This window comes from Sphingomonas sp. AP28, from assembly GCF_056680455.1.
In genome coordinates this window covers 155,022-177,381 of the sequence record NZ_JBWXQI010000003.1, presented here as the reverse complement: position 1 = coordinate 177,381, position 22,360 = coordinate 155,022, and the positions used below count along the sequence as shown (strand labels likewise).

Here is a 22,360-nt window from a genome sequence, read left to right as displayed (position 1 = left end):
CGCACCCCGATCCGGTCAAGTCTCGGGATGCGAACCCACGTCAATGGCCGCGATAGTTGTCGTGGCCGCTTTGGTAATGCTGGTTATACCCACGATCATACCCATGCTGCTGCTGATAGCCATGCTGGCGAGGGTAGTAGCCATTATTATAATAGCCGTTGCCGGCATTGTAACCATGGCCACCGCCACGATTATACCGATGGCCACCATTGCCACGGTTGTACCCATGGTTGCCATACCCGCCCTGAGAATGACGATCTTGATTCTGCCAACCACCGTGGTTGCGATCCCGGGCGAGCGCCGCACTTGGTGCTAGAACAGCAGCTGTAGATGCAACCAGTGCGGCAGCCGCAAACATTTTGCCAAACATTTCCATTCTCCTCATCGTTCCATTACGTGAGGTCTTGGTAGATCGTCCTGGTTGAAGCAGTTCTGAATGCATCTGTCAGCGACCATTCACGAGAGTTTCAGTGTCGAGACTGTCATCTTGTCTCGCAGAGCCGCACGTGTGAAAGGTGGCGTTGTCGCTACCCCTCACCGGCCCGCTGGGACAGCTGAGTATCAGCGCATTTTCGCTTGCAGCTCGGTGAGCGCCCGCTGATTGTCATCGACCGTCTTCCGAGCCTCTGCCAACACCTCGGCGTTCTTTGTGTGACGCATGATAATCTGTGACATCTCGATCGCGCCGCGGTGGTGAGCGGCCATGCTCTTCATCCATGCCTTGGCGGGATCGGGGTCCATCATTCCCTGCATCATCGCCTGGTTCATGCGGTCCATCGCGGCCGAAAGCTCTTTTTGCGCTGGCCCCATGTTCTGCATGCCCTGCATGCCCTGCATCCCGGGCATCGCCATTCCGCCCATCTGCGAGTGCTGGGCAAGTGCCGGCGTGGCGGCGACGGTCACTGCGGCGATGCTCATCATACCGAGAAGACGGGTCATGCTGGTTCCTTTCTTTGTGGTTCGATCCTCAACGAGCAAGCGGCAGTCCGGTTCACCTGGAGCGGTTTAGGCCGCAATGGTTGCTTGCGATTGTCATGCTTCTGGCCCCCGAGGGCAAACGGCTCGTGGCGCGTATCATCTTGTAGGCACGACGGTTGCACCGCCGCTGCCCTAGGCACGATCGGAGACGTTATGACCAAGATGAAAATCGCCGTGAGGCTCCTTCAGACCGCAGCTGCCATCGGTATCGCCACTGCCGGCATCAGCGTCGCATCGGCGCAGTCAAATGGCGGCTCGATGGCCGGTATGAAGATGGCGCCCGGATCGAAAATGGACATGAAGAGCAAGAAGGCCGCCCCGAAGAAGGCCGCTCATCACAAGGGTGGGCACAAGGCGGCAGCCAAGCACAAGTAAACGTCGATAGCTGCCAGCGGGTTGTCGGGAGCGTTCCTGGCAACCCTCTCGCATCCGTGACGCATGGGCAGGGGCCTTGAATGTGCTCTTGGCAACCGTGGAAAGGCGTTCCGCAGGAGCTTGCGCCCTGGACGGTTCAACTGATGACCTAGGGTAATTCGCTCGTGCTGTTGCAAGCGGAGAAAAGAAGCGGAGAAGCACATGGCTACCGGCCCCGCCAAGCAGGCAACCATCTACCGGATGGTGATGGCGGAACACACGTGCCCTTACGGTCTTAAAGCAAAGAATCTGCTGCGGCGCGAGGGCTACGCGGTCGAGGATCATTGGCTTACGACCCGCGAAGAAACCGATGCCTTCAAGGCGGAGTATGGGGTCAAAACGACCCCCCAGACATTTATCTCTGGCGAGCGAATAGGCGGCTATGACGATCTGCGCCGCTTTTTCGGCAAGACAGTCAGCGACCCCAAAGCCGTCTCCTACCGCCCCGTGATTGCGGTCTTTGCGATGACGGCGCTGATGTCTCTCGCCACGAGCTACGCCGTGTTCGGCACCCCTTTCACGATCCGCGCGGGCGAATGGTTCATTGCTTTTTCGATGTGCGTCCTAGCGCTGCTGAAGCTCCAGAACATCGAGAGCTTTTCCAGTATGTTCCTCGGGTACGATCTGCTCGCCAAACGCTGGGTGCCCTATTCGTACATCTACCCGTTCGCAGAAGGTGGCGCGGGCGTGCTGATGATCGCCGGTGCGCTGACCTGGCTGTCAGTGCCCGTCGCCTTGTTCATTGGCGCCATTGGCGCGGCCTCGGTGTTCAAAGCGGTCTATATCGACAAACGGGAGTTGAAATGCGCCTGCGTGGGCGGGGATAGCAACGTGCCCCTCGGCTTCATCTCGCTGACCGAGAACGTGATGATGGTGGCCATGGCGATGTGGATGGCGCTTGCTCCGGGCATGCTGAAGATGACGGGTTAGAGCCTCGTTCAGATCACTGCCGATGGGCAACAATCCAAAACACCACGAGCAATAAATCACTCAAGACGAGGTAATGCGATGACGCGATCGGCAAAGCGGTTTACGATAATAGTGCTGGGCTTTGTAGCACTGTCGACGGGCTCGCTCGCATTCGCGCATGAGGATCATGACGCGCTGGGCGCAGGTCCCGGGGCGGCCAATAGCGCGGCTCCTGCCAAGGCAGATGATCACATGGCCATGGGTTCGATGACGAGCCTCAACGCGAATATCGCCGGCGACGACATGGCGATGGGCGGCATGCACGACGAGGGCGCCAACAAGAACAAGAGCTTCGGCGAGCGCCTCGTGAGCTGGCTTGGCCGCGTCCATACGATGGTCATCCATTTCCCGATCGCGATGTTCATCGGCGCCTTCGCGGTCGAGCTGTTCGGGCTATGGCGCCAAAATCGCGACTACCAGCGCGCTGCGCACGTCATGCTCGTGGTCGGGGCGCTGGGGGCTATCGTGGCGGCGTTCCTCGGCTGGTTCGCTGGCGGCTTCTATCTATGGGACCGCAATCCGATCCTGATGACCCATCGCTGGCTTGGCACCTCGATCGCGGTATTCGGGATAGGCCTCGCCTACCTGGCTACAGCGCACCGCAGAGCGCCCGATCGATCTCGCACTGCATATTGGGGGCTGCTCGGTTTGATGACGCTGGCGATATCGGTACAGGGGTTCCTGGGGGGCACTTTCATGCATGGCGGCCTCAACCATCTGGCGTTCTAAGGGGAAAAAGATGATGCTTGGACTGAGGGTGGCTGTGGCCACGTCGCTGGTAGTGCCGATTGCGGTCGCTGCGCAGTCTCCGTCGCGCATGGCGGACACAAAGGCCGTGGAAGCGGTGCTGTCTGAGTACAAAGCGGCGATCGAAAAGCTCGACGCGACCGGGACAGAACGTCTCTTCGCGGCCGACTCCCAGATTTTTGAAACGGGCGGATCGGAGGGCACCTATGCGACCTATCTCGCCCATCATCTTGGGCCCGAGCTGGCGGCGTTCAGGTCGTTCAACTTCTCCGACTACAAGGTCAGCGTCCGCTTCGAAGGTCCGGTCGCGCTCGCGACCGAAAGCTATCGCTTCAGGATCGAGCCGAAGACCGGAGCTGTTGCTGAACGTCTTGGCGTCGCCACCAGCGTCTTGAGGCGCGTAGGGAGCAGCTGGAAGATCGTCAGCATGCACAATAGCGGTCGCAAGCCGAAATGTGCCTGAGCGGTCAGCGTCGTTGATCCCGAAGCTTGCTGGGGATCAACGACGTGGTCTCTACCGCTTCTTTGCTGATTCCGGCGTAGTCGGCTCCGGAGTCGTGCTTGTTGCAGCATTCGTCGGGTGATCGTGTTCGGGGACACCCGCATAATGGTTCATCTGGTCCTCAGAAATGCTCGGCGTTTCATCTTTGGTGCCACACGCCGCTACAGCTAGAGGCAACAAGAGCATGGCCGAGATAACCCGTGTTCTTCTCATGTCACAATGTCCCCGCAATTCATGAATGCGCTGATGACCGCTGCGAGGGGGCGACTCAGAACCATGCACGGATACCTGTTCTCAGCGCCCAGCCCCCCGCATTCTCGCCGTCCAACCGGGCTAACCGGGCGGTCCCGCCAAGCTTGCTCTCGTACACGATCGCGACGTAGGGCGCGAACTTGCGGCTGAATTCATAGCGCGTCTGCACGCCCGTTTCGATGACCGAAAATCCGGACTTCACCCGGCGTCTAGGCGCGTCGTTCAGATAGAAGTCGGTCTCCAGCGTGGGTGCCACGATCAGTCGGTTGGTCATGAGCAGATCGAAACTCTGCTTATACCTGATGCTGACGTCGCCCTTGAAGCCGACGAAAGCATGCACCTGGGTTTCGAGCCGGTACGGCGACAGACCCTGTATACCAAAGACCGCATACCCCCGGCTATCGGGCTTGACGTCGTAGCGCACGCCGCCCTGGACATCGAAATAGGTGAAGACGTTGCGGCTGTAGAGCGCCTGAAACTCCAGCTGCTCGGTCCGCGGGCCATTCTTCTCCCCTTCGCTCTTGTACCAGAACTTGTCCCGGTCGCCTCCGACCCAGCCCTCGGCATCATAATTGCCGACGTTCTTGCCGCGCTGGCGTGAATAGTCCGCCTCGATGCGATTGTAAGTAAAGGTCCGCTCCTCATGACCCATTCCGCCCATCTCGATCTGGCGTTCCATGACGTCTTTTTCCTGCGGTGCAGGCGGACCCGCCGGGACCTCCACGGTCTGAGGTGCGGCCGGCGTGCTTGCCGCTGCCGCAGCTGCGGCAGCCATGATGAACCACATCAATTCGTTCCCGTCCCGTGATCCATCCCAGGCATCGACTGCATTGCAGGCGTGGGCATCCCGTTTGGCTGACTGACCGACGCCACGATAAGCTTCTGCATCATGCCGCTCTCCATATGGTAGAGCAGGTGGCAGTGAAGCGGCCATTCCCCGGCTTCGTCTGCGGTAAGCAGGATCGACTGCGTTTTGCCGGGAGCGATCGTCACGACGTTCTTGTCGGGCAGCCGATCTGCCGACTGCCCGTTTTCGACCTGGAAGAACATCCCGTGCAGGTGCATCGGATGCGCCATCATCGTCTCGTTGACGAAGGTAATGCGAACCCGCTCACCAAATGCAACCTTCATCGGCGGTGCCTCGCCGAACTTGGCGCCGTTAAGCGTCCAGATATAGCGCTCCATGTTGCCCGACACCTTGATGACGATCGTCCGGGTCGGTGCGCGGGTGTCACGCTGCGGGGCCAGTGCTCGCAAGTCTTTTACCGAAAGCACGCGCGCTCCATAAGGAGCGCCTGTGGCCCAGCCGAAGACTCGCCCCGATCCGTCAGTGTCGCCCTCGTCGGCAAGCGATGTCATCGACATGCCCGCCATGCCAGCCATGCTGCCTCCGCCACCGCTCATATCCATTCCAGCCATAGACCCGCTACCGCCGGCCATCCCGGCCATCCCGGTATGCTGCATGGGCATGGCCATCTTGCCGCTGCCCATGTCCACGCCGGCCATTGCCTGACTATTGCCGGTCATCCCCGGCATGCCGCCATCGGTCATCGCCATCCCGTCCATGCCAGCCGTCGTATCGGACCCCATGCCGTAATCGACGCGGGGGAACGGCGTCTCCTTCTTGCCGGATGAGGTCGCCTGGACCGCACTCCCCGATCGCGCAGGGGTGTTGCTGGCCATCATCGATGCACTAGCCATTCCTGGCATCTTCGTGTGGTCTGACGACGCAGGAGCTTTACTACTCATGTCCATGCCCTGCATCGAGCCGCCCGAGTGGTCCATTCCAGCCATAGCCATCGACTTGCTATCGCCCATGTCCATTCCGGCCATGGCGCCCGAGGTGGAATGGCTCGACCCTGCCTTCGAACTGGCTGAAGACTTCGCCGAAGCGCCCGCATTGCCGCTCATGTTCATGCCCGGCATCGAGCCTCCAGATTGGTTCATTCCAGCCATGTCCATCGATTTCCCGCCGCTCATGTCCATGCCGGGCATCGAGCCGCTGGAATGATCCATGCCTGCCATCGGCTTGCCATCGCCGCCCATCGACATGCCCATGCTGCCCATCTCACTCATCAACAAGACCTGGCGCGGACGCGGCGCCGGTGCCGTCACGGCCATCCCTTCCCGAGGCGCAATCGCCGCCAGCACGGACGCTCTGCGGTCAAGCGTCTCCACCCACAGCGGATAGGCCTGGCCTGCCTTGGGCTCGACAATCACGTCGTACGTCTCGGCAACACCAATGCGGAACTCATCGACCGTGACGGGCTCGACGGCCCGACCGTCGGCCGCAACGACGGTCATCGTCAATCCGGGGATTCGAACATCCATGAAGCTCATCGCCGAGCCGTTGATGATCCGAAGCCGCACCTTCTCACCGGGCGTGAACGGAAGGTAAGGTTTGCGGCTGCTCGGCTGCCCGTTCACGAGCAGCGTGTAGTTGCCAACGTCGGCGATATCGGTCGGATCCATCCGCATCTTGTTCCAGGCCGCACGGTCCGCCAAGGTCTTCTTCAAGCCGAATTTCGCAACATCGCGAAACAGCTCGGGCGTGGTTCGCTTGGAGAAATTGTAATATCCCGAATCACCCTTCAGGTTGCGCAATATCCGCTCCGGCGCGGTGCGCGTATGCTCTGAAAGCAGCACGACTTCATCGCGGTCCGCTTTGACCGCGATATCGCTGCCGGCTTTGGGATCGATGATGAACGCCCCGTATTGGCCTTCCTGCTCCTGGGTCGCCGAGTGCGCGTGATACCAATAGGTCCCGGTCTGCCGGAGATTGAAGGTGTAGGTGTAGGTCTCGCCGGGCTTGATGCCGGCAAAGCCATTGAACCCGGGCGCACCGTCCTTCGATCCTGGCACCAGCAGGCCATGCCAGTGGATCGAGGTCGTTTCCTTCAGGTGGTTGGTGACCCGAATAGTCGCAGTCTCACCGTCGGTGAACCGCAACACCGGTGCCGTAATTCCGCCATTGACCGTGATGGCCATATCTTTTCGACCTGGTTCGACCTCAACTTTCTGCCGGTCGAGGACGAGGTCATACGTCCGCGCTTCTGCCGTGCCGGCAAAAAGGATGGTGGTGGCCAGGAGGAAAACAGCTGTCCGACGCATATCGATGCCTTTATGTTAGAAAGTCCTGCCGTATGTTAGAAAGTCCTGCCGTCGCTGAGTTTAATGGTCAGTTCGGGCTCATGCATAAACGACGCGAGCACCCCAAAGGGCGCTTCACATTCTATTACGTGCGGCGCAGCCTGACCCCTCATCCACGTTTCGCACTGGTGCGCGAAGGTGACCGGATAATCGAATTTCGGAAACCTGAATTGCGCGGGCGAAGCGGGCTAGCTGCCCGATGGAGCTGCCCTTTGGCAAGCTTGGCAGCGCGTCACCTGGTGCGCCCGCCCAAACTCTCCAGGAGCTTTGTGCGGGCGCGATATAGCCGGGTCTCCACCGCCTTCTCGCTGATCGACAATATGGCGGCCGTCTCGGCCTGACTGAGCCCTTCGATTGTGCGAAGCACCAAGGGCTCCTTCAATGTGATAGGCAAGGCGGCAATAGCCCTTGCTACTCGATTCAACTCCTGCCGATCGCCGACCGCGTCATCGGGTGCCACCTGATTGTCCCCCACGGCCTCCGCTTCGGCGCCGATCGGCGTAGCCAATGACAGAAAGCGCCGAACAGTTCGCTTCCGTCCCCAGTCACGGCATTTATTGATCGCGATCGTCGATAGCCAGGTGCGCATTGATCGCTCACCGTCGTAGCGGTGCATTGCCTGGTGCGCGGCGATGAACGTCTCCTGCAACAGGTCGAGCGCCTCGTCCGTGTCACCCACACAAGCGCGGATCACCCGGAACACCGGCCGCCGGTTTCGGCGCATGATTTCAGCGAACGCTGTCTCTCGGCCGGCAATACAAAGTGTCGCAAGCTCCGCTTCGGACAGCGTTTTCCAGTCGAGGCTCACCGCCCAGGCTTAATGATGATCGTCGGTGAGCGCCTTGACCACCGCCTGGTCGAACTGGCCGGTCTGGTCGGACCGGAGAAGCTGCCGCATGGCGAATACGTGGGCGAGCGTCGCCTTTTGTAACTCGCCCATAGCGGCGTGGCTCCGATCGACCGCCGCGGCGACGCGGGGGCCGTTACCATGCTCTGTCTCGATCGCCTCGGCCAGCCGCGCATTATCGGCCCTCAGTTCAAGCTCAAAGGCCCGCCGCTGCACCGAGAACCGTTGCTCCAACGCTTCGACGCGGGCCTGCTGGTTCGCGTTTAGCGCCAGTTTGTGATGCAGCACCTCATGCAGTTCATTTCCGGGCTGAATCAGCGAAGGGAGCAGCGCTCGCCCGACGAACACACCGCTGATCGCGGCGATGAAGCACGCAATCACACCTACCGCCAGCCGGGCGCGCCCGTTCATGGAGTTCCGACAAGTAAGGTCGAGGGTGCAAGTGGCGACGTCGGTCCCAAGGGTGACAGGGGTGTCATTGCACGAGCCTCGCGTGCGGGAATGCCTGCGCCAACAATGCCAAACACGAGCGCCGCAGCAACCGTTATCGCCCCCATCCCCATGCTGGCGCTCGCTACAGGCCGCGCAGCGATACGCGCGAGCACCCTGGCTTCTATTCCGTCAATGCTACTCGGCAAGGGCGCCTGCGCCAGCCTGGTCAACATCGCGTCGAGGTCGTCCATGTCGTTCACTCCACCCTCTAGCATAGGTTACGCGAGCGAAGCCCTAACCCCTCATGGTGCCCAGCCGGTGCTAGCGAGCCGCGGGACGTACGAGCGAGACGCTTGCTGGCCGAACCCAATGAGGAAATGTACCCTTTAATAATTTTTCAATTGAGAATAACCGCTATTAACCAATTTCTAATTTATGCGTCGCTACCGTGCCCGATCTGTCTCCACCCACAGAGGCGATCGTGAGCAGCATGTCGATCAACAACATCATGGCCATCCGCAGCGCGGTTCTCGAAAAGAACGCTGCGCTTCGCAACGTCGCGAGCACCCCGCTCTCGTTGACCGGTCCCGGTGCCGCGGGCAAGCCAACCTTTGAAGCCGCAATGAACACTGCGCTTCAGAAAGTCGCGGATCCGAACTCCATCCGGAACGACAATGGCCCCGGGGGAGTGGCGCCGGTCGGAACGGCGCAGCAGGGCGGCTTCGCGTCGACATTCCAGTCCCAGTTGCAAAAAATGAATGCGGTGAATGCGCGGGCCGGCGCTCTGACGGTAGCATATGAGCGGGGGGAGGAAACCGACATCGCCAAGGTGATGCTCGCTCGCCAGGAAGCCTCGATCGGCTTCGAGGCGACGTTGCAAGTGCGCAACAAGCTGCTTTCTGCCTACAAGGATATCATCAGCATGCCGATTTGATGCCATCGCATCTCACGACCAATTTTCGAGCGAGACGCTCTGCGATGAAGCGATCTGAGGGGTAGCCGACGAAGCCGCGTATGAAGGAGAAGGACAACCAACACGAAAGAGACCTCCATGCGTCGCCTACCATTCCTGATCGCTGCTACCGCACTCGTCGCTTTTGCAGGCGCAGCCAATGCCCATCCCAAGCTGCTCTCCGCCAGCCCGGCCGCCAATGCGACCGTAGCGAAGCCCGCACAGATCAAACTCCAGTTCAGCGAGAAGCTGATGCCAGCGTTCTCCAAAGCTGACCTCACGATGGCGGCGATGCCCGGAATGGCAGCAATGAAGATGCCGAGCACTGCGGCGCTTGCGGCGGATGGTCGTACGCTGGTGGTTACGCCCAAGGGGCGGCTGGCCGCTGGGCGGTACACCGTCGACTGGCACATCGTCTCGACCGACACGCACAAGGTCGCTGGCAATTACGCCTTTACGGTAAAGTGAGCCGATGTCTGATTGGTCGCTGATCGGCGTCCGCTTTGCGCTCTATTTTGCGATGGCGGCGCTGTTCGGTTTATCCGCATTCAGCCTTTATGGGCTACGGGCACGCGAGCGCAGCAACGCGCTCGCGCTGCCCCTATGGTTGGTTGGCAGTGCGATCTTGAGCCTGCTGCTTTCAACCGGCTGGCTCGTCCTCATGGCTTCTTCGATGGCTGGAACGCCGCTCTGGCCGCTCGACCAGGAAGCGATTGGCGGGCTGCTCAGGGGTTCCGCTATCGGTGCCGCCTGGAAGCTTCGGATGGTTGCGCTCGTTGTGGCTGCGTTTGCTGCGATGTTCGCCGCTCAGCGTAGTCTGTGGCTGTCGGTCGTCATGCTTGCCTCAGGCATTGCCCTTGGAACGCTACCATGGACCGGGCACGGCGCAATGGACGAGGGCGCGAGCGGCTGGGTTCATTTAGCAGCCGACGTTCTTCACCTCATCGCTTCAGGCGCCTGGGTCGGCGCGTTGCTCGGCCTGCTTTTGCTAGTGGCACGTCCGGCTTCACAGGTAGATGCAGCGCATCTCGGCCTGACGCACCGAGCGCTGCACGGTTTCGGCACGGTCGGGACGATTGTGGTCGCCACGGTCGTAGTTACCGGTCTGGTCAACGCATGGATGTTGGTCGGGATCGACAACGTCGCAGCACTTGCCACGACGCTCTACGGTCAACTCTTGCTCGGCAAACTGGCGCTGTTCCTCGCCATGCTGGGCCTTGCCTCGCTCAATCGCTTTCGGCTGACACCAGCGTTCGAGCGGTCGGTCGCCAGCGCCGACCATCGTGGCGCGCTCGGGGCGCTGCGGGGGAGCCTGGCAGCTGAAACTGCCTGTGTCGTCGTCGTCCTTGGGCTTGTCGCGTGGCTTGGGACGCTCGCCCCACCTTCCTCGGCGATGTGATGATTGGTCGGGTGGTCCTCGCGCCTCCCGGCCTTTCGCACTGATGGATCAGTCGATCCTCTTCGACGAGTCGGGCAGGATGCTGGCGGTCCTAGGGCTCATCTGCGTCGTCCTGCTCGTGCCCATGATGATCGTCGGCTTGATCATCAGCATGATCCAGGCCGCTACCTCGATCAGCGAACAATCGCTAAGCTTCGTGCCCAAGCTGATCGCTCTTGGGGTTTGCCTGCTGATATTCGGAGGCGCGGCGATCGAGCTGCTGACGGAATTTACCGTCGAGCTTTTTGACGTGATCGCCCGGATCGGGCGTTAGCACTGCGCGGGTGCGCGGACGGCTCGGCCGCCCGCGCGAGCGCCGCTTAGGCCGCCATTCTGTCGCAAGCGTCCGCGCACTTGCGGCACGCGGCAACGCAATCTTCCATCCCGTCGAGCGCCTCGCAGCTCGTAGCGCACGCGCGGCAGATCTCGGCGCACTCGCGGCAGATATGCTGGTGGTGGGCGGACTTGCGCGCCATGAAGTCGATCGTGACCGCGCAAATCTGCGCGCAGTCGGCCATGATCTTCATGTGTTCGGGCGCCGCGTGCTGGCCGCCCATCTCGAGGCAATGGTTCATCGCCATGTGAAGACAGGTCACATGGCAGTCGTGGCAGGCGTCCATGCACGCCTTCATGGCGGGGTCGATCTGGTGCATCGGTCTATCTCCGTGTGAGCCCCCGCCTGCTCATAGATACGCGCCCCGCGCGATCATCCCTTGCCGCAATTTCGTCGATCGCGGCAAAGCTACATGGCCCAGCGGCCGAACAGCGTCGCAATGATGACCCCCGCGCCGAGCATGACGAGTGTCAGCACCGTCATCGCGATGATCTGCGGCCTGGTCGCGCGCGAACCTATCGCCATGTCGCTCATCCCCTGCATGGTATCGTGTTCCATGCCGGGCATGGGTGGCGTCGATCGCGGCTCCGCCGCGACCTCGTGCCCGCCATGCCCAAGTGCTCGCACCGTCCCCATGCCGTGCTTCAACCGGACGCCGACAAGCCATAGATTGATCGGATAGGCGACGGCGAAGCCGACGAGCGTCGCCAGCGACATGACGCCCCAAAAGCGAAGCGAGCTGGCGTGCATCGCGGCCATGTCCCGACTCATCAACACCACCATCGTCGGGATCATGCCGGCCATCACGGCATTCATCGACAGCCATTCGGGGATGAACGACATTCGGAGCGCTCGGGCATAGGAGCCGCCCGCCATGTCGCGCATGAACAGCGCCTGGAAGATAAGCAGCCCGAACGCGAAGCCGAACACATACTCCGCGATCACGTCCTGCCACATCGGCAAACCGAGCGCCGTCGTGATCGCCGCAGCGGCGATGACGCCGGTCGCGTCCCCAGCCATGCAATGAATAGCCGAGCCGAACGCCTGTTTCCAAAGCGGCCGAATGAAGTCTTCATGCCGCTCTGTCGCCGGCTCCTGGCAGGACAGGACATAGGCTGCGGCCATGATCGGTCCGCCATAGAGCGTGACCAACAGCCAACCCCATTTCATCACCTTAAGCTCGGGGTTGTGCATGAAGGCATCCCAGGCGACGTAAGCGACGGAAAGCGCAGTCAGCGCGAACCATACGACCAGCACCGTATCGAGCCAGGGGACCGGGGAAGGCATCATCGTCACGGCAGCTCTCCTCCACTCTAAGAGGATACGCGGCTTCCGTTCCTAACCCTCGCCGGAGGATGTCATGCGAGCTTGCTCGACACCGCCTTGATCGCTTTCAGTCCCGATCCGAACCGGGCTATGGCCTCGCGGTTCTTCTCCAACTCGCTGTAGGGCAGGTAGGATATGTCGAGGTCGGCGACGCGACTGAACGCTGGCCGCTGCAGCTGTGCGCGAACGTCCGCCTCGCGGGCGTCGGGTGCGACGAGGAACAGCCCCGCGGTCGCGTGAAGGTCGCTACCGCTGAGCGCAAGGTCGAGCATCCGCACGATCCCCGAATAGATTGAGGTCGAGTGCTCCACCTCGAACGCCGCTGCGACATGATCGCCACCCCGCTCAAGCCACAGCACGTCGATCAGGCGGATGGAGTCCGCCCCTTTGGAGGTTGCGATCGAGGTGGGCAAGCGCTCAAGGCACCCTTGCCCCAACGGCGCGCCGTTGAAGGGTCGGCTACGATCGTTCGATGCGATCCACACGTCATAGCCAAGCGCCAATCCTAGATCACGAAGCCATGCCTGGATTTCAGTATGGGTGCGCTCGTTCTCGCCTTCGCGTAACGCCGCCTTGCTGAGCGTACGCGCTTCCTCGCGCGCCGCCTCAAGCCTTTCCCCCCAACTCGCCAGCGCCGCGCCGCTGCCGTCGAGGGGAGGGGCCGGGTAGCGATCGGAGCCGATGTCGAACAGCAGCCCGCCGATCGCGCCCAGGTCGTTCGATAGCAGGTCGCGGTGCCGATCGTTCAAGTCGAGAACACCGGACCTCATTGCCAGAAAATGCTCCCAGTTCCCGAGCTTCACGTTCGCGCCGGTCAGCGCATTGTAGCCTTTCACGATCGCAGTGTTGAAGGGCGGCACCAGCGTCGGGTGAAGGAAGTAGAGCAGGTTCGCAACCGCCGGCCCAAGGCCCTTGATCTTTAAGCGGTCAATCGTGTGGATATGGCCGATGATCTCCTCGGCCGTGTCGCAACATGAACAGGCGTCAAGCAATCGGCCGAACGCGCGCTGGTTTTCCGGGCTCTCGTAAATATCGGGGATGCGGAGCTTGGGCTTCCACAGGAAGGCGTGATCGGCGCCTTTGAAGATTTGGCGCTGCTCGGCAACGGAATGGACGACAGTTTCGAGCGACGATCCACGGTAGGCGACACCGAACGTACCGCGTTCGATCTCCGCCACCACCTGGCCTATGCCGCGCCGGATCGAGCGGAAGTTCTTCAGTCGCTCATTCCAAAGGAACCAGCTCCGATAGGTTGCGCTCGGATCATCGCGCCATCGTGCAATGAGGCGTCGAACGAGGCCGTCGTGATCTTCATCAATGGTCCGCAAGCTGAGTTGAGCCGCCATTATTCCCCCGTGCGCTCGCCGCTGCGCTGTCACCTGCGGTTTTAGTCCGACGGGTAGATATCTTTTTCCGCGGGAAGGGCAAAGCTGATCCGGGCGTTCACACTCCGGCGCTCCACTCCTCCAGCCCGCTTCCTGTAGAAGTGGCAATCGCCGCGATCAGCCGACCATCGCCAATGGCGTGGTCCAATACCTTATCACCATGGCGCTCGGCCTCGCGCACAACCTCGCTCTCCGGGGGGATACGGGCCAACAGGATGCCCTTACCTCGCCAGCCGCCTGCCCGCATCGCGCGCAGGAGATCAATTCCGTCAACCTTCGGGGTATCGATGTCGATGATGATGCATTGTTGATCGCGCGGGCGGGGATCGGTGAGAAGGGCGACGCATGTGGCATAGGATCGGACGTTGTAACCCAAGGATCGCAGCATAATCTGGCGGGCATGCCTGGTCGCGGAATCACCGTTAACGAGCGAGACACCGACACTGGCGTTGGGGTTCAGGGCGGTCCGAGCGGGCATGCAAATTCCTTGTTGGAATAAGCGATTGCATGTCCGAGTGACTGCGTATGTACGTAGAAGGCGAGGCTACACTGCCTCGCCCAGCCCCGCAGCGAACGCAATGCGCAGCACGTCCGACAAGCTGCGGGCGGAAAGTTTTTCCATAAGGCTTGCCCGGTGGACCTCGACCGTGCGTGTTGCGATACCCAGCTCGAATGCGATCAGCTTGTTCGGCCTGCCGAGCACCATGCCATCGAGGACGTCTCGCTCTCGCGCCGTCAACGCCGCGATTCTAACGACCGCATCGCCAGCCGCCAAATGGTCACGTCCAGTCCGTGCAGCGTGTCTGAGGGCTGCTTCAATGGCGTCGATCAGCACTAGTCGCTCAAAGGGCTTCTCGAGAAATTCGATAGCTCCTGCCTTGATCGCTCGAACCGCCAGGGTCACGTCGCCATGCCCGGTGAGCATGACGACCGGCATCGCAATACCTTGCTGTGAAAGCCTGGCCTGAACCTCCAGGCCGTCGATATCTGGCATCCGGACGTCCAGCAGGACGCAACCTTGGCTTTTCCGGGTGACGGCTTTGAGAAAAGCCGTACCGGCGGGGTACGTTTCCACGGTATATCCGGCCTTGCGTAACAAGAAGCTGATGGATTGCCGGATCGCTTCGTCGTCATCGACGACATGCACGGTTCGTGGGTCATCAATCATTGGCGTCGCCATCGGCGGCTAGCGGCACGCAAAAATGGAACGCCGTGCCGCCAGTGACGACAGCGTCCGCCCAAATACGACCGCCATGCGCTTCGATGATGGTCCGGCAGATCGATAGGCCGAGCCCCATACCGTCCTCCTTGGTGGTCGCGAACGCTTCAAAAAGTCGCTCCCGGACGTCTTCGTCGATGCCGGCACCCGTGTCAGCGACCGTTATTTTCATCCACCCCTTCCGGTCGGGCGCGGTCGCGATGGTCAAATTCTTACAGGTCGTGGCGGCCATTGATTGTATCGCATTGCGGATCAGGTTCACCAGCACCTGCTGGATCTGCACGCGATCGACCATGACGCGATCGCGGCCGGCGGCGATCGTCATCGTAACCGTGATCCCGGCTTCGTGCGCACCGAGCAGGCCAAGGCTAGTCGCCTCTTCCACAAGCGCGTCGAGTTGCTCGATCTGGAAACCGGTGTCGCCGCCCTCCACAAATGCCCTTAGCCGCTTAACGATGGTGCCGGCTCTGAGTGATTGAGCGGTCGCCAGATCGAGTGCCTCAGCAAGCTCGTTGAGCATGGCGTCGTCGGTAACGCCGATCATATCGCGACCCGCCTCAAGGTAGTTCGCGATCGCAGTTAAGGGCTGGTTGATTTCGTGTGCGAGCGTCGAGGCCATTGTGCCCATCGCGCTGACACGGGACACATGGACCAATTCGGACTGAAGCTCTTTCAAGCGTCGCTCGGTTTCGTGTCGTTTGGTCAGATCTCGAATGAACCCAGTGAAGATGCGTTCGCCGGCGATGGATGCCTCGCCTACCGCGAGTTCGATCGGGAAAGTTTCGCCATTTTTGCGGATGGCCGTTTGCGGCCTCACATGGCCAATCACATGTTTTATCCCGGTTTCCTGGTAGGTCCGGAGATGGGTGTCATGATCGTGCTTCTCCGCATCGGGCATCAACATGGCGACGTTGCGTCCCACAACCTCGGCCTCGACGTAGCCGAACAACTGTTCGGCAGCGGCGCTGAATGAGGAGACGATCCCGCTTTCGTCGATGACGATCATGGCATCGGGCACGGTCGCGAGAATCGAGCGAAGATGCTGTTCGCGCCGCAGGATCGCCGCTTCCGACGCCTTTTGATCCGTGATGTCCCGGATCACCTTGCCAAAGCCGCGAAGCGCGCCTGCATCGTCGCGGAGTGCTGTTATCGTTACGCTGGCGAGGAACTCCGAGCCGTCCTTGCGCACCCGCCAGCTTTCTTCCTCTACACGACCGAGAGCGCTGGCGAGCGCGAGGTCCGCCTGTGGTTTTCCTAGAGCCACGTCTTCCGGGGGATAGAAAATTGAAAAGTCGCGGCCTAGGATCTCTGCCTCGGCCCATCCTTTGATGCGCTCGGCGCCAAGATTCCAGATCGTCACGCGACCCTGCGGGTCTAGCATATAGATCGCGTAGCCGGTCGCGCCGTCGATGAGCAGGCCAAGTTCCTCGGCCATGGCGGAGTTGCTCCGCGCCATTGCCGCAACGGCGTTCGCGTCATTCGGGGGCAGCGCCTCCGTCATGCGAGGCGCGCAGCCCAATTCAATGCGTAGGCAAAGTCGATCAACGCCGCACCTCCGATGGTCTTGAAGGTCGCCGTTCAGCTCCGGCCTATCCGACACTAAGCGCAAATCACAGGCTAGGCCACTTAATCCCCTACCAGGCGGCAAGCTCTCGGGATGCCGAATAAATGTCGCACTCAACGAGGGGTCGGTGCGTGGCCTGCGTATTATCCGATGATGGCGGTGTCATTCCTAGCGGTCCATCTTTGATGGAGTTTGGTTCGCGACCCGCAGCCCCGCCTTTTGGCGGAGCATGTAGTTGCCGCCGCACTGGGCTCCTCGAGACTAAGGATATCGCAATGAAACAACACTTCAGCGCTCGCGCATCGACCATCGGCCTAGCATTTACCGCGATGTTGTTCACTCCAGCGCTTGCCGCTGCGCAAATGGCGCCGGCACCGTCATCGACCCCTGCACCGATGGGTGATGACAAGATGATGCCGATGGGCGACGGACAGATGGAGGGTGGCATGAAGATGCCCGCGAAGAAGCCCGGTTGTTGCGGCATGGGAGGCATGGCCGCCAAGCCAGCGCCGATGCCGATGAAGGCTAAGCCGCATAGCCATCGTGCCAAGGCGAAGCCGACAGCGGCGAAGCCCGCTCCGAAGGCGCCGATGGCAAAGCCGATGTCCGACGACATGTGATCCTAGTAGGACTGGCATGAAGACCGGTAGGGCTCCGATAAACCGAGCGAAAAGTTCTTTTCTGCTGGGATTAGCTGCGCTGCTGATGACCACCGGGTCGTCGGCGGCGTTGGCGCAAGTGGCGCCGTCGGAGCACGCGTCGCACCATCCCGGCGCCGCGAGCCCCGGCCCGGCCAGCAATGCCCCTATGTCGGCTGCATCCGCGCCGCCTGCTGGTCCTGCCGGAATGATGGACATGATGAAGCCGTCGCCGGCGGCGATTGGCGCACCGGCGACGGTTGGAGGATGCTGCGGTGCCAGGGGCGGCAAGCCATTCTATCCAGCGATGATGGACTTGCCGGCACTCACGCGCGAAGCCCGACAGGCCATTCGTACTGAGGCAATCGCGCGTTTAGGTTCCGGCGGTCAGATGCTTTCGGCAGGGCAACTCGACCTGCATCATGCCCAATCGAAGAACGACCTCGCCAGCGCGCAAAGCGCGGTCGCTACAACCCGCGAAGGTCTATCGCTGGCCGAGAGTGGCATAAGCGCATTGCAGGCGCTCAACCAGTCGTGGCCGCCACGACGGATCGCATTGACCTGGTTCAAGAACGAGACCGCCATAGCCCCCAACGGAGACATGATAATGGACGGCGGCTTTCGCGATCTTTCATGGCTCCACGTCGCCGCAATGCTGATCCTGGCAGCCGCGCTGGGAACGATGCTGTTCCTGCGCTGGCAGCGCTTGCGACGCATTGGCGCGCTGGCTGATCGGCTCACTCCGAATGGCGATAGCAAACAAACAGCGGGCGTGGCGAGTGGGCCGCTTGGCGGTCAAGGCGTCGCTCCTCCGCCTTCCGCACCTCCCGCGGTACAAAGGCCGTGGAAGGGGGTGCTGAGGATCAAAGCGATCTTCGACGAGACACCAACGGTCAAAACCTTTCGGTTGATGGAGGCCAATCTAGGCCCGTTCCCTTTCGTGTTCCTGCCCGGTCAGTACGCCACGATCACCTCCGAAATCGACGGTCAAAAGGTCCGGCGCTCCTACACGATCTCCTCGGCACCGACGCAGCGGGAGTACATCGAACTGACGGTGAAGCGCGAACAACACGGCCTTGAATCGAGACACCTCCACGATCACGCAAAAACCGGCGATCTGCTTGAAATCACTGCTCCGTCGGGCAAATTCTTTTTTACCGGCGCGGAAGCCAAAGGTATCGTGCTGATTGCCGGGGGGGTGGGCATCACGCCCATGATGAGCGTGCTGCGCGACCTAACTGACCGATCGTATGAGCACCGAGTTCACCTCATCTGCGCTGCCAATTCACCCCAAGATCTGATCTTCCGAGAGGAGATCGCTTATCTGGCGCGGCGCCATCCAAATGTTACGATCGCCTCGATCGTGTCGAAGGCGGATGGGACGGACTGGACGGGTCCGGTAGGGTTCATCACACCCGATTTCATCGTCAAATGCGCGCCGGACATTGCGGAACGCCGGGTTCATCTCTGCGGACCGCCGGCAATGATGGATGCGGTCAAATATGCGCTGGCCCAACTCAAAGTCCCGCCCGATCAAATCAAGACGGAAGACTTTGCGCCGCCAAAGGGCGGTCCGGTTCCCGCGGACGAACCGGAAGAGCCGACGCCGGCAAGCGCAGTCGCTGCGGCACCGACCGGAGCTGGCGCCGCAGCGGTTAGCGCACCTTCGGCTCAGGCTACCGTCGAGTTTTCCACGTCAGGCAAATCGGGAACATTGGCTCCCGACCAGTCTGTGCTCGAAGCGGCCGAAGCGATCGGCGTCGTCATCGACTTTGAATGTCGAGTGGGAACCTGTGGGCGCTGCAAGGTGCCGCTAAGCAAGGGCTCCGTAACGATGGAAGTCGAGGACGCCCTGACCGCCGAGGAGAAGGCCGGCGGAACGATTCTGGCCTGCCAAGCGAAGTCGCCCGGCAATTTGGTCGTGGCGGCCTGAGTGACGGAAGCTGAAAAAGTAACCGTCGGCGGAATCATGACCGCCCTTGTGCTGATCGTTCCTGCGTTTCTGTTCCACGTCGCTCCCCGATTCCCCGGCAGCCTTGCTGGCGGCGTTACCGGAATAGCAGCCGCATTGCTTTTTGTGAGCCTGCTCAGCTATTGGATCGCCAAGCGCATCCCTTGGGTAAAAGAGCGCACCAAGAATACCGTTTCGGTCGGTGTCCTGCTGACGTTCCACGTTTACGCGGGCGCCATCGGCGCGCTGCTCGGCATCGTGCATTCAGGTCATAAGTTCGTAAGCCCGCTTGGCATCGCCCTGGTCGTCTCGATGCTGGTCGTGGTCGGGACCGGCTTCATTGGCCGCTACTATCTCGCCCAGATCGGCGAGGAGCTACGCGACCAGCAAAAGGCGCTCGGCGCTCTTCGCACCCGGTATGACGCGTTGGTCCGTGGCGAGCAGCCGATCGCTCGGTCGGATGCAGGCGATATCGACGAATTGCTCGGCGCGATATCGGACCTTGAATTTCAGCTCAGCGAGCGAGAAACCCTCAAACGCGTTCTGGCGAGGTGGGTAATACTCCACATCGTTTCGGCGATCCTGATGTATGCCCTGCTGATCCTGCACATCTGGAGCGGAATCTATTACGGCCTGCGGTGGCTCGCTTGAAGCTCCCCGGTGCCTTTTACCTCGTCCTGGCGGCTTTGGCGTTGTTCACCGCCATTGCGGTGCCGCTAGCGGTCGGTCGCTTCGGCAGCAACGCTGTTCCCGGTTGGACAGCCGCCGTCAGTCCAGGGCCATTGTCAAAGGCGCACGCATTCATCGGCGACAAATGCGAGAGTTGCCACGTGCCGGCTGGCGGGATTGCGGCCAGCAAGTGTATCACCTGCCATGCCTCTGCCCCTGAGCTTCTAAGCCAACCTGCAACGGCATTTCACGCGAACATCGGCGAATGCAGGGGTTGTCACGTCGAGCACAACCCCGCTGCTGCGCGACCGATCAAGATGGATCATGCGATCTTGGATCAGGTGGCCGCTAAGACCACGGGTCACGAAGGCTCGCTCAACTGCTTCTCCTGTCACGCGACACGCGACAAGCACCAAGGATATTTTGGACAGGATTGCGCGTCTTGCCACGTCGTTAAGACCTGGAAGATCGAGGGATATCTTCATCCCAGTCCTCGGTCGACCAATTGCACCCAGTGCCACAAGGCACCCCCAAGCCACTACATGATGCATTTTTCGATGATGGACAAAACGATCGCCGGGCAGGGCAAGGCTCGTGTCGAGCAATGCTTCGCATGTCATCAGACCGACTCGTTCAATAATATCAAAGGGGTCGGCTGGGTGAAGATGCATTGACACGAAAGGCGCGACGATTTGGTTCCGGCAATGACACTTGACCATACGACCGCTGCCGTCAGCTCCGTTGCTCACGGGGTTTCGGTAGGCTTTGAGGTTGCTGCCGTGGCGACGATCGTCGCGGTCGCGCTGGGTGCCGTAATGGTGCTGGGCCGGGCTTTGCGGCGCGGTGCAGACTGGACCGACGCGATGCTGTCGTTTCGCACAACCATCGGAAGAGGAGTGCTGCTCGGCCTTGAATTGCTGGTTGCCGCTGACATCATCGGGACGATCGCCGTGACCCCGACGTTCCGTAGCCTCGGCATTCTGGCGCTGATCATCGCGATCCGGACGTTCCTCAGTGCCTCGCTCTCAGTCGAGATCGAAGAGACACTGCCATGGCGCCGGACCAGGCCCCCAAACTAACCTAGCCCATGGCTGCCATGGCCCGGCAGCTTTTCGCGCAGCTCACGCACGCCGCCAAGCATGTCTCCATACCGGGCATACCGGTACAGGCGCGGATACAAGCCTCGCATATGTCGGCGCATAAACGGCACATCGCCGCGTGATGCGCCGACCCGCGCGTCATGAAATCGGCGGTTGTGGCGCAAATCTGCGCAGCGTCGAGCATCGCGAGGATCTGCGCGGGAGATGACCGGTGAAGCGCCGGAGCGCGGCTAAGCTCGGTCGCAGTGGTAAGACACACCGTATGGCACTTCTGGCATTCGTCGATACAGGCGCGCATCGCTGCTGCCATCGGGGACAGCGCGCTCGGCTTCGCCGCGCGCGCTACGGTTTCGCTCGCCATCGCCACCATAGCGGTGAGACCGACCATGACCGCCCGGCGGTCCGGGTGGGGTGTCGACACAATTGCCATGATCTCTCCTTAGCGAGGCAAGCCAATCAGCGGCTTTTGGCGAGAATCTGACGACATTGGTCATGCGTCAAGTTCATGGAACTCCTGCCCATTCCCTTTTGCTCGCTGTGATCGTGACGGTCAGCCGTTCCCATCCCGCTTTCCATCTTTTCGCAACTCGCACGTTGTTCTGCGGTCGAAGTCGTGACGCAGCCTCCAAGCAAGACAAACGGCAGGGTGCTGGCGAGAAAGAGACGTTTCATAGCGAGATCCTCGACGATGGTTCCGGGACACTCTCCCACCGATACGATCGCAGGACCGAGCTAAGAAGACTCGGGATTTACATACCGCAGTGATCCTGAATTGCAGAGCTTGCCCAGGCCATCGCGTCAACTTGAACGGGTAGCGATCGGCCGTCGCTGCCAAGGGCGGCAGGCACAAATTCTCGGCCTGCGTATTTTCCGACGCTTCATCGTGTCCGGTCGCCGGTCCAAAAGACGGGGAATCTTGCAAGGCGATCCCGCAAATCCAAGGAATTCTTCATGACCGCACGCCGCTTTTTGATTGCAGCCGCATTTCTCGCCGCGCCCCTCATGGGCGCAGTGCAGCCGGCCATCGCCGCGCCCGGCATCGGCCACACCTTCTTCATGCGCGGAAGCGTGGTGGATGTGTCGGGCAAGAATCTTGTCGTGTGCATCGGGCGGGCAGACGGCGCCGAAGCCGGTCAGGTTCTCAAGGTCTATCGCAATGTGTCGCGGCCCGGGCCGCGAAGCGGTGCGAGCTTTACGCGGACCGAAATCGGCACCGTCCGCATCAATTCTACCTTGAACGACCATTTTGCGACTGCATCCCCGCTCACTGGCGGCGTGAAGCTGCATGATATCGTCGAGCTCGAACGACCCGTTCGCTAGCCGCATCGTGCCTTGAAAAGAGGCACGTCGCTGGTGCCATCGCGAGCGGCTAGTTACCCGCTCGCGATGTAGCGACCGTTGAGTTTGCCGACCGTCTCTCCTCCAACAGATCGCCAAGGGGGACGGGTCGCGGGCGCGTATCACTTAAGTGGGGTCGAGAATGGGCGGGGGTT

At 61.1% G+C, this 22,360-nt stretch carries 28 protein-coding genes; 14 read left to right on the top strand and 14 right to left on the bottom strand.

Features of this window, described 5'->3' with window-relative positions:
• Positions 1-40: 40 nt before the first annotated feature.
• On the bottom strand, positions 41-370 hold the full coding sequence (locus AC1MH0_RS22025) for a hypothetical protein (RefSeq protein WP_128081993.1): 330 nt from the start codon (positions 368-370) through the stop codon (positions 41-43).
• A 191-nt stretch (positions 371-561) separates the two neighbouring features.
• Positions 562-939, bottom strand: coding sequence for a DUF305 domain-containing protein (locus tag AC1MH0_RS22020; RefSeq protein ID WP_037527165.1), 378 nt, complete (start codon positions 937-939; stop codon positions 562-564).
• A gap of 192 nt (positions 940-1,131) precedes the next feature.
• Here AC1MH0_RS22020 and AC1MH0_RS22015 point away from each other — a divergent pair, with 192 nt between their 5' ends.
• The 4 genes from AC1MH0_RS22015 to AC1MH0_RS22000 all read left to right on the top strand — a co-directional run bounded on the left by AC1MH0_RS22015 (position 1,132) and on the right by AC1MH0_RS22000 (position 3,571).
• Positions 1,132-1,353, top strand: coding sequence for a hypothetical protein (locus AC1MH0_RS22015; protein ID WP_183937219.1), 222 nt, complete (start codon positions 1,132-1,134; stop codon positions 1,351-1,353).
• 201 nt (positions 1,354-1,554) lie between these two features.
• The gene (locus AC1MH0_RS22010) at positions 1,555-2,322 is read left to right on the top strand and encodes a MauE/DoxX family redox-associated membrane protein (protein ID WP_037527169.1); all 768 of its coding nucleotides are present in this window, start codon (positions 1,555-1,557) and stop codon (positions 2,320-2,322) included.
• Between the two features lie 78 nt (positions 2,323-2,400).
• Positions 2,401-3,090, top strand: a complete 690-nt coding sequence (locus tag AC1MH0_RS22005; RefSeq protein WP_306286113.1) for a DUF2231 domain-containing protein — start codon at positions 2,401-2,403, stop codon at positions 3,088-3,090.
• Positions 3,091-3,100: 10 nt separating this feature from the next.
• Positions 3,101-3,571 carry a YybH family protein gene (locus tag AC1MH0_RS22000; protein WP_480966230.1) on the top strand — a complete coding sequence of 157 codons (471 nt, stop codon included), beginning with the start codon at positions 3,101-3,103 and terminating at the stop codon, positions 3,569-3,571.
• Positions 3,572-3,878: 307 nt separating this feature from the next.
• Here the strand turns inward: AC1MH0_RS22000 and AC1MH0_RS21995 are convergent, their stop codons facing one another.
• The 4 genes from AC1MH0_RS21995 to AC1MH0_RS21980 form a co-directional block, all read right to left on the bottom strand.
• Positions 3,879-4,649 (bottom strand): copper resistance protein B, encoded by a 771-nt coding sequence (locus AC1MH0_RS21995; protein WP_480966229.1) that lies wholly within the window; start codon positions 4,647-4,649, stop codon positions 3,879-3,881.
• Positions 4,649-6,973, bottom strand: a complete 2,325-nt coding sequence (locus tag AC1MH0_RS21990) for a multicopper oxidase domain-containing protein (protein WP_183937217.1) — start codon at positions 6,971-6,973, stop codon at positions 4,649-4,651. Before AC1MH0_RS21990 ends, AC1MH0_RS21995 begins: the two co-directional genes overlap by 1 nt.
• A 271-nt stretch (positions 6,974-7,244) precedes the next feature.
• Entirely contained in the window at positions 7,245-7,820 is a 576-nt protein-coding gene (locus AC1MH0_RS21985; protein WP_037527173.1) for an RNA polymerase sigma factor, read from the bottom strand.
• A 9-nt stretch (positions 7,821-7,829) separates the two neighbouring features.
• Complete coding sequence (locus tag AC1MH0_RS21980) at positions 7,830-8,270, bottom strand: periplasmic heavy metal sensor (RefSeq protein WP_480966228.1); 441 nt, start codon at positions 8,268-8,270, stop codon at positions 7,830-7,832.
• A 511-nt stretch (positions 8,271-8,781) separates the two neighbouring features.
• Between AC1MH0_RS21980 and fliE the strand changes: the two genes are divergently transcribed.
• The 4 genes from fliE (at position 8,782) to AC1MH0_RS21960 (ending at position 10,955) form a co-directional block, all read left to right on the top strand.
• Positions 8,782-9,225, top strand: a complete 444-nt coding sequence (gene fliE / locus AC1MH0_RS21975; protein ID WP_480966227.1) for a flagellar hook-basal body complex protein FliE — start codon at positions 8,782-8,784, stop codon at positions 9,223-9,225.
• 117 nt (positions 9,226-9,342) lie between these two features.
• Entirely contained in the window at positions 9,343-9,711 is a 369-nt protein-coding gene (gene copC / locus AC1MH0_RS21970; protein ID WP_037527181.1) for a copper homeostasis periplasmic binding protein CopC, read from the top strand.
• 4 nt (positions 9,712-9,715) lie between these two features.
• Positions 9,716-10,642 (top strand): copper homeostasis membrane protein CopD, encoded by a 927-nt coding sequence (copD, locus tag AC1MH0_RS21965; protein ID WP_480966226.1) that lies wholly within the window; start codon positions 9,716-9,718, stop codon positions 10,640-10,642.
• Between the two features lie 43 nt (positions 10,643-10,685).
• Entirely contained in the window at positions 10,686-10,955 is a 270-nt protein-coding gene (locus AC1MH0_RS21960; protein ID WP_480966225.1) for a flagellar biosynthetic protein FliQ, read from the top strand.
• A 46-nt stretch (positions 10,956-11,001) separates the two neighbouring features.
• On the opposite strand, the gene AC1MH0_RS21955 is transcribed toward AC1MH0_RS21960, so the two are convergent.
• The 6 genes from AC1MH0_RS21955 to AC1MH0_RS21930 all read right to left on the bottom strand — a co-directional run bounded on the left by AC1MH0_RS21955 (position 11,002) and on the right by AC1MH0_RS21930 (position 16,380).
• Entirely contained in the window at positions 11,002-11,334 is a 333-nt protein-coding gene (locus AC1MH0_RS21955) for a four-helix bundle copper-binding protein (protein ID WP_480966224.1), read from the bottom strand.
• A gap of 89 nt (positions 11,335-11,423) precedes the next feature.
• Positions 11,424-12,305 carry a DUF4396 domain-containing protein gene (locus AC1MH0_RS21950; protein WP_037527313.1) on the bottom strand — a complete coding sequence of 294 codons (882 nt, stop codon included), beginning with the start codon at positions 12,303-12,305 and terminating at the stop codon, positions 11,424-11,426.
• Positions 12,306-12,373: 68 nt separating this feature from the next.
• Complete coding sequence (locus AC1MH0_RS21945; RefSeq protein ID WP_183937281.1) at positions 12,374-13,687, bottom strand: type II restriction endonuclease; 1,314 nt, start codon at positions 13,685-13,687, stop codon at positions 12,374-12,376.
• A 97-nt stretch (positions 13,688-13,784) separates the two neighbouring features.
• A complete protein-coding gene (locus tag AC1MH0_RS21940; RefSeq protein WP_480966223.1) occupies positions 13,785-14,204 on the bottom strand; it encodes a response regulator in 420 nt (139 codons plus the stop codon).
• Positions 14,205-14,270: 66 nt separating this feature from the next.
• Positions 14,271-14,891, bottom strand: a complete 621-nt coding sequence (locus tag AC1MH0_RS21935; RefSeq protein ID WP_183937280.1) for a response regulator transcription factor — start codon at positions 14,889-14,891, stop codon at positions 14,271-14,273.
• Positions 14,887-16,380 carry a PAS domain-containing sensor histidine kinase gene (locus AC1MH0_RS21930; protein WP_480966222.1) on the bottom strand — a complete coding sequence of 498 codons (1,494 nt, stop codon included), beginning with the start codon at positions 16,378-16,380 and terminating at the stop codon, positions 14,887-14,889. The genes AC1MH0_RS21935 and AC1MH0_RS21930 overlap by 5 nt, the downstream gene beginning before the upstream one ends.
• Before the next feature lie 404 nt (positions 16,381-16,784).
• On the opposite strand from AC1MH0_RS21930, the gene AC1MH0_RS21925 reads away from it, so the two are divergent.
• The 5 genes from AC1MH0_RS21925 to AC1MH0_RS21905 all read left to right on the top strand — a co-directional run bounded on the left by AC1MH0_RS21925 (position 16,785) and on the right by AC1MH0_RS21905 (position 20,846).
• The gene (locus AC1MH0_RS21925) at positions 16,785-17,129 is read left to right on the top strand and encodes a hypothetical protein (RefSeq protein ID WP_128081994.1); all 345 of its coding nucleotides are present in this window, start codon (positions 16,785-16,787) and stop codon (positions 17,127-17,129) included.
• Between the two features lie 85 nt (positions 17,130-17,214).
• Positions 17,215-19,080 carry an FAD-binding oxidoreductase gene (locus AC1MH0_RS21920; protein WP_480966221.1) on the top strand — a complete coding sequence of 622 codons (1,866 nt, stop codon included), beginning with the start codon at positions 17,215-17,217 and terminating at the stop codon, positions 19,078-19,080.
• Positions 19,081-19,749 carry an iron reductase gene (locus AC1MH0_RS21915; protein WP_037527189.1) on the top strand — a complete coding sequence of 223 codons (669 nt, stop codon included), beginning with the start codon at positions 19,081-19,083 and terminating at the stop codon, positions 19,747-19,749.
• Entirely contained in the window at positions 19,737-20,441 is a 705-nt protein-coding gene (locus AC1MH0_RS21910) for a cytochrome c3 family protein (RefSeq protein ID WP_480962200.1), read from the top strand. Before AC1MH0_RS21915 ends, AC1MH0_RS21910 begins: the two co-directional genes overlap by 13 nt.
• Before the next feature lie 105 nt (positions 20,442-20,546).
• Entirely contained in the window at positions 20,547-20,846 is a 300-nt protein-coding gene (locus AC1MH0_RS21905; protein ID WP_480966220.1) for a DUF1622 domain-containing protein, read from the top strand.
• A gap of 1 nt (position 20,847) precedes the next feature.
• On the opposite strand, the gene AC1MH0_RS21900 is transcribed toward AC1MH0_RS21905, so the two are convergent.
• On the bottom strand, positions 20,848-21,297 hold the full coding sequence (locus AC1MH0_RS21900) for a four-helix bundle copper-binding protein (protein ID WP_052148873.1): 450 nt from the start codon (positions 21,295-21,297) through the stop codon (positions 20,848-20,850).
• 26 nt (positions 21,298-21,323) lie between these two features.
• On the bottom strand, positions 21,324-21,539 hold the full coding sequence (locus AC1MH0_RS21895) for a hypothetical protein (protein WP_084214899.1): 216 nt from the start codon (positions 21,537-21,539) through the stop codon (positions 21,324-21,326).
• A 279-nt stretch (positions 21,540-21,818) separates the two neighbouring features.
• Between AC1MH0_RS21895 and AC1MH0_RS21890 the strand changes: the two genes are divergently transcribed.
• Positions 21,819-22,187 carry a hypothetical protein gene (locus AC1MH0_RS21890; RefSeq protein ID WP_052148874.1) on the top strand — a complete coding sequence of 123 codons (369 nt, stop codon included), beginning with the start codon at positions 21,819-21,821 and terminating at the stop codon, positions 22,185-22,187.
• The last annotated feature ends 173 nt before the right edge of the window (positions 22,188-22,360 follow it).

Excerpts from the sequence above, each read along its gene's own strand:
- AC1MH0_RS22005 (WP_306286113.1), top strand. The coding sequence starts at position 2,401 with ATGACGCGATCGGCAAAGCGGTTTACGATAATAGTGCTGGGCTTTGTA.
- AC1MH0_RS22015 (WP_183937219.1), top strand. The coding sequence starts at position 1,132 with ATGACCAAGATGAAAATCGCCGTGAGGCTCCTTCAGACCGCAGCTGCC.
- AC1MH0_RS22020 (WP_037527165.1), bottom strand. The coding sequence starts at position 939 with ATGACCCGTCTTCTCGGTATGATGAGCATCGCCGCAGTGACCGTCGCC.
- AC1MH0_RS21930 (WP_480966222.1), bottom strand. The coding sequence starts at position 16,380 with ATGGCCGAGGAACTTGGCCTGCTCATCGACGGCGCGACCGGCTACGCG.
- AC1MH0_RS21945 (WP_183937281.1), bottom strand. The coding sequence starts at position 13,687 with ATGGCGGCTCAACTCAGCTTGCGGACCATTGATGAAGATCACGACGGC.
- copC (WP_037527181.1), top strand. The coding sequence starts at position 9,343 with ATGCGTCGCCTACCATTCCTGATCGCTGCTACCGCACTCGTCGCTTTT.
- AC1MH0_RS21890 (WP_052148874.1), top strand. The coding sequence starts at position 21,819 with ATGACCGCACGCCGCTTTTTGATTGCAGCCGCATTTCTCGCCGCGCCC.
- fliE (WP_480966227.1), top strand. The coding sequence starts at position 8,782 with ATGTCGATCAACAACATCATGGCCATCCGCAGCGCGGTTCTCGAAAAG.
- AC1MH0_RS21925 (WP_128081994.1), top strand. The coding sequence starts at position 16,785 with ATGAAACAACACTTCAGCGCTCGCGCATCGACCATCGGCCTAGCATTT.
- AC1MH0_RS21960 (WP_480966225.1), top strand. The coding sequence starts at position 10,686 with ATGGATCAGTCGATCCTCTTCGACGAGTCGGGCAGGATGCTGGCGGTC.
- AC1MH0_RS21940 (WP_480966223.1), bottom strand. The coding sequence starts at position 14,204 with ATGCCCGCTCGGACCGCCCTGAACCCCAACGCCAGTGTCGGTGTCTCG.
- AC1MH0_RS21955 (WP_480966224.1), bottom strand. The coding sequence starts at position 11,334 with ATGCACCAGATCGACCCCGCCATGAAGGCGTGCATGGACGCCTGCCAC.
- AC1MH0_RS21950 (WP_037527313.1), bottom strand. The coding sequence starts at position 12,305 with ATGATGCCTTCCCCGGTCCCCTGGCTCGATACGGTGCTGGTCGTATGG.
- AC1MH0_RS21980 (WP_480966228.1), bottom strand. The coding sequence starts at position 8,270 with ATGAACGGGCGCGCCCGGCTGGCGGTAGGTGTGATTGCGTGCTTCATC.
- AC1MH0_RS21900 (WP_052148873.1), bottom strand. The coding sequence starts at position 21,297 with ATGGCAATTGTGTCGACACCCCACCCGGACCGCCGGGCGGTCATGGTC.
- AC1MH0_RS22010 (WP_037527169.1), top strand. The coding sequence starts at position 1,555 with ATGGCTACCGGCCCCGCCAAGCAGGCAACCATCTACCGGATGGTGATG.
- AC1MH0_RS21990 (WP_183937217.1), bottom strand. The coding sequence starts at position 6,973 with ATGCGTCGGACAGCTGTTTTCCTCCTGGCCACCACCATCCTTTTTGCC.
- AC1MH0_RS22025 (WP_128081993.1), bottom strand. The coding sequence starts at position 370 with ATGTTTGGCAAAATGTTTGCGGCTGCCGCACTGGTTGCATCTACAGCT.
- copD (WP_480966226.1), top strand. The coding sequence starts at position 9,716 with ATGTCTGATTGGTCGCTGATCGGCGTCCGCTTTGCGCTCTATTTTGCG.
- AC1MH0_RS21995 (WP_480966229.1), bottom strand. The coding sequence starts at position 4,649 with ATGTGGTTCATCATGGCTGCCGCAGCTGCGGCAGCGGCAAGCACGCCG.
- AC1MH0_RS22000 (WP_480966230.1), top strand. The coding sequence starts at position 3,101 with ATGATGCTTGGACTGAGGGTGGCTGTGGCCACGTCGCTGGTAGTGCCG.
- AC1MH0_RS21920 (WP_480966221.1), top strand. The coding sequence starts at position 17,215 with ATGACCACCGGGTCGTCGGCGGCGTTGGCGCAAGTGGCGCCGTCGGAG.
- AC1MH0_RS21895 (WP_084214899.1), bottom strand. The coding sequence starts at position 21,539 with ATGAAACGTCTCTTTCTCGCCAGCACCCTGCCGTTTGTCTTGCTTGGA.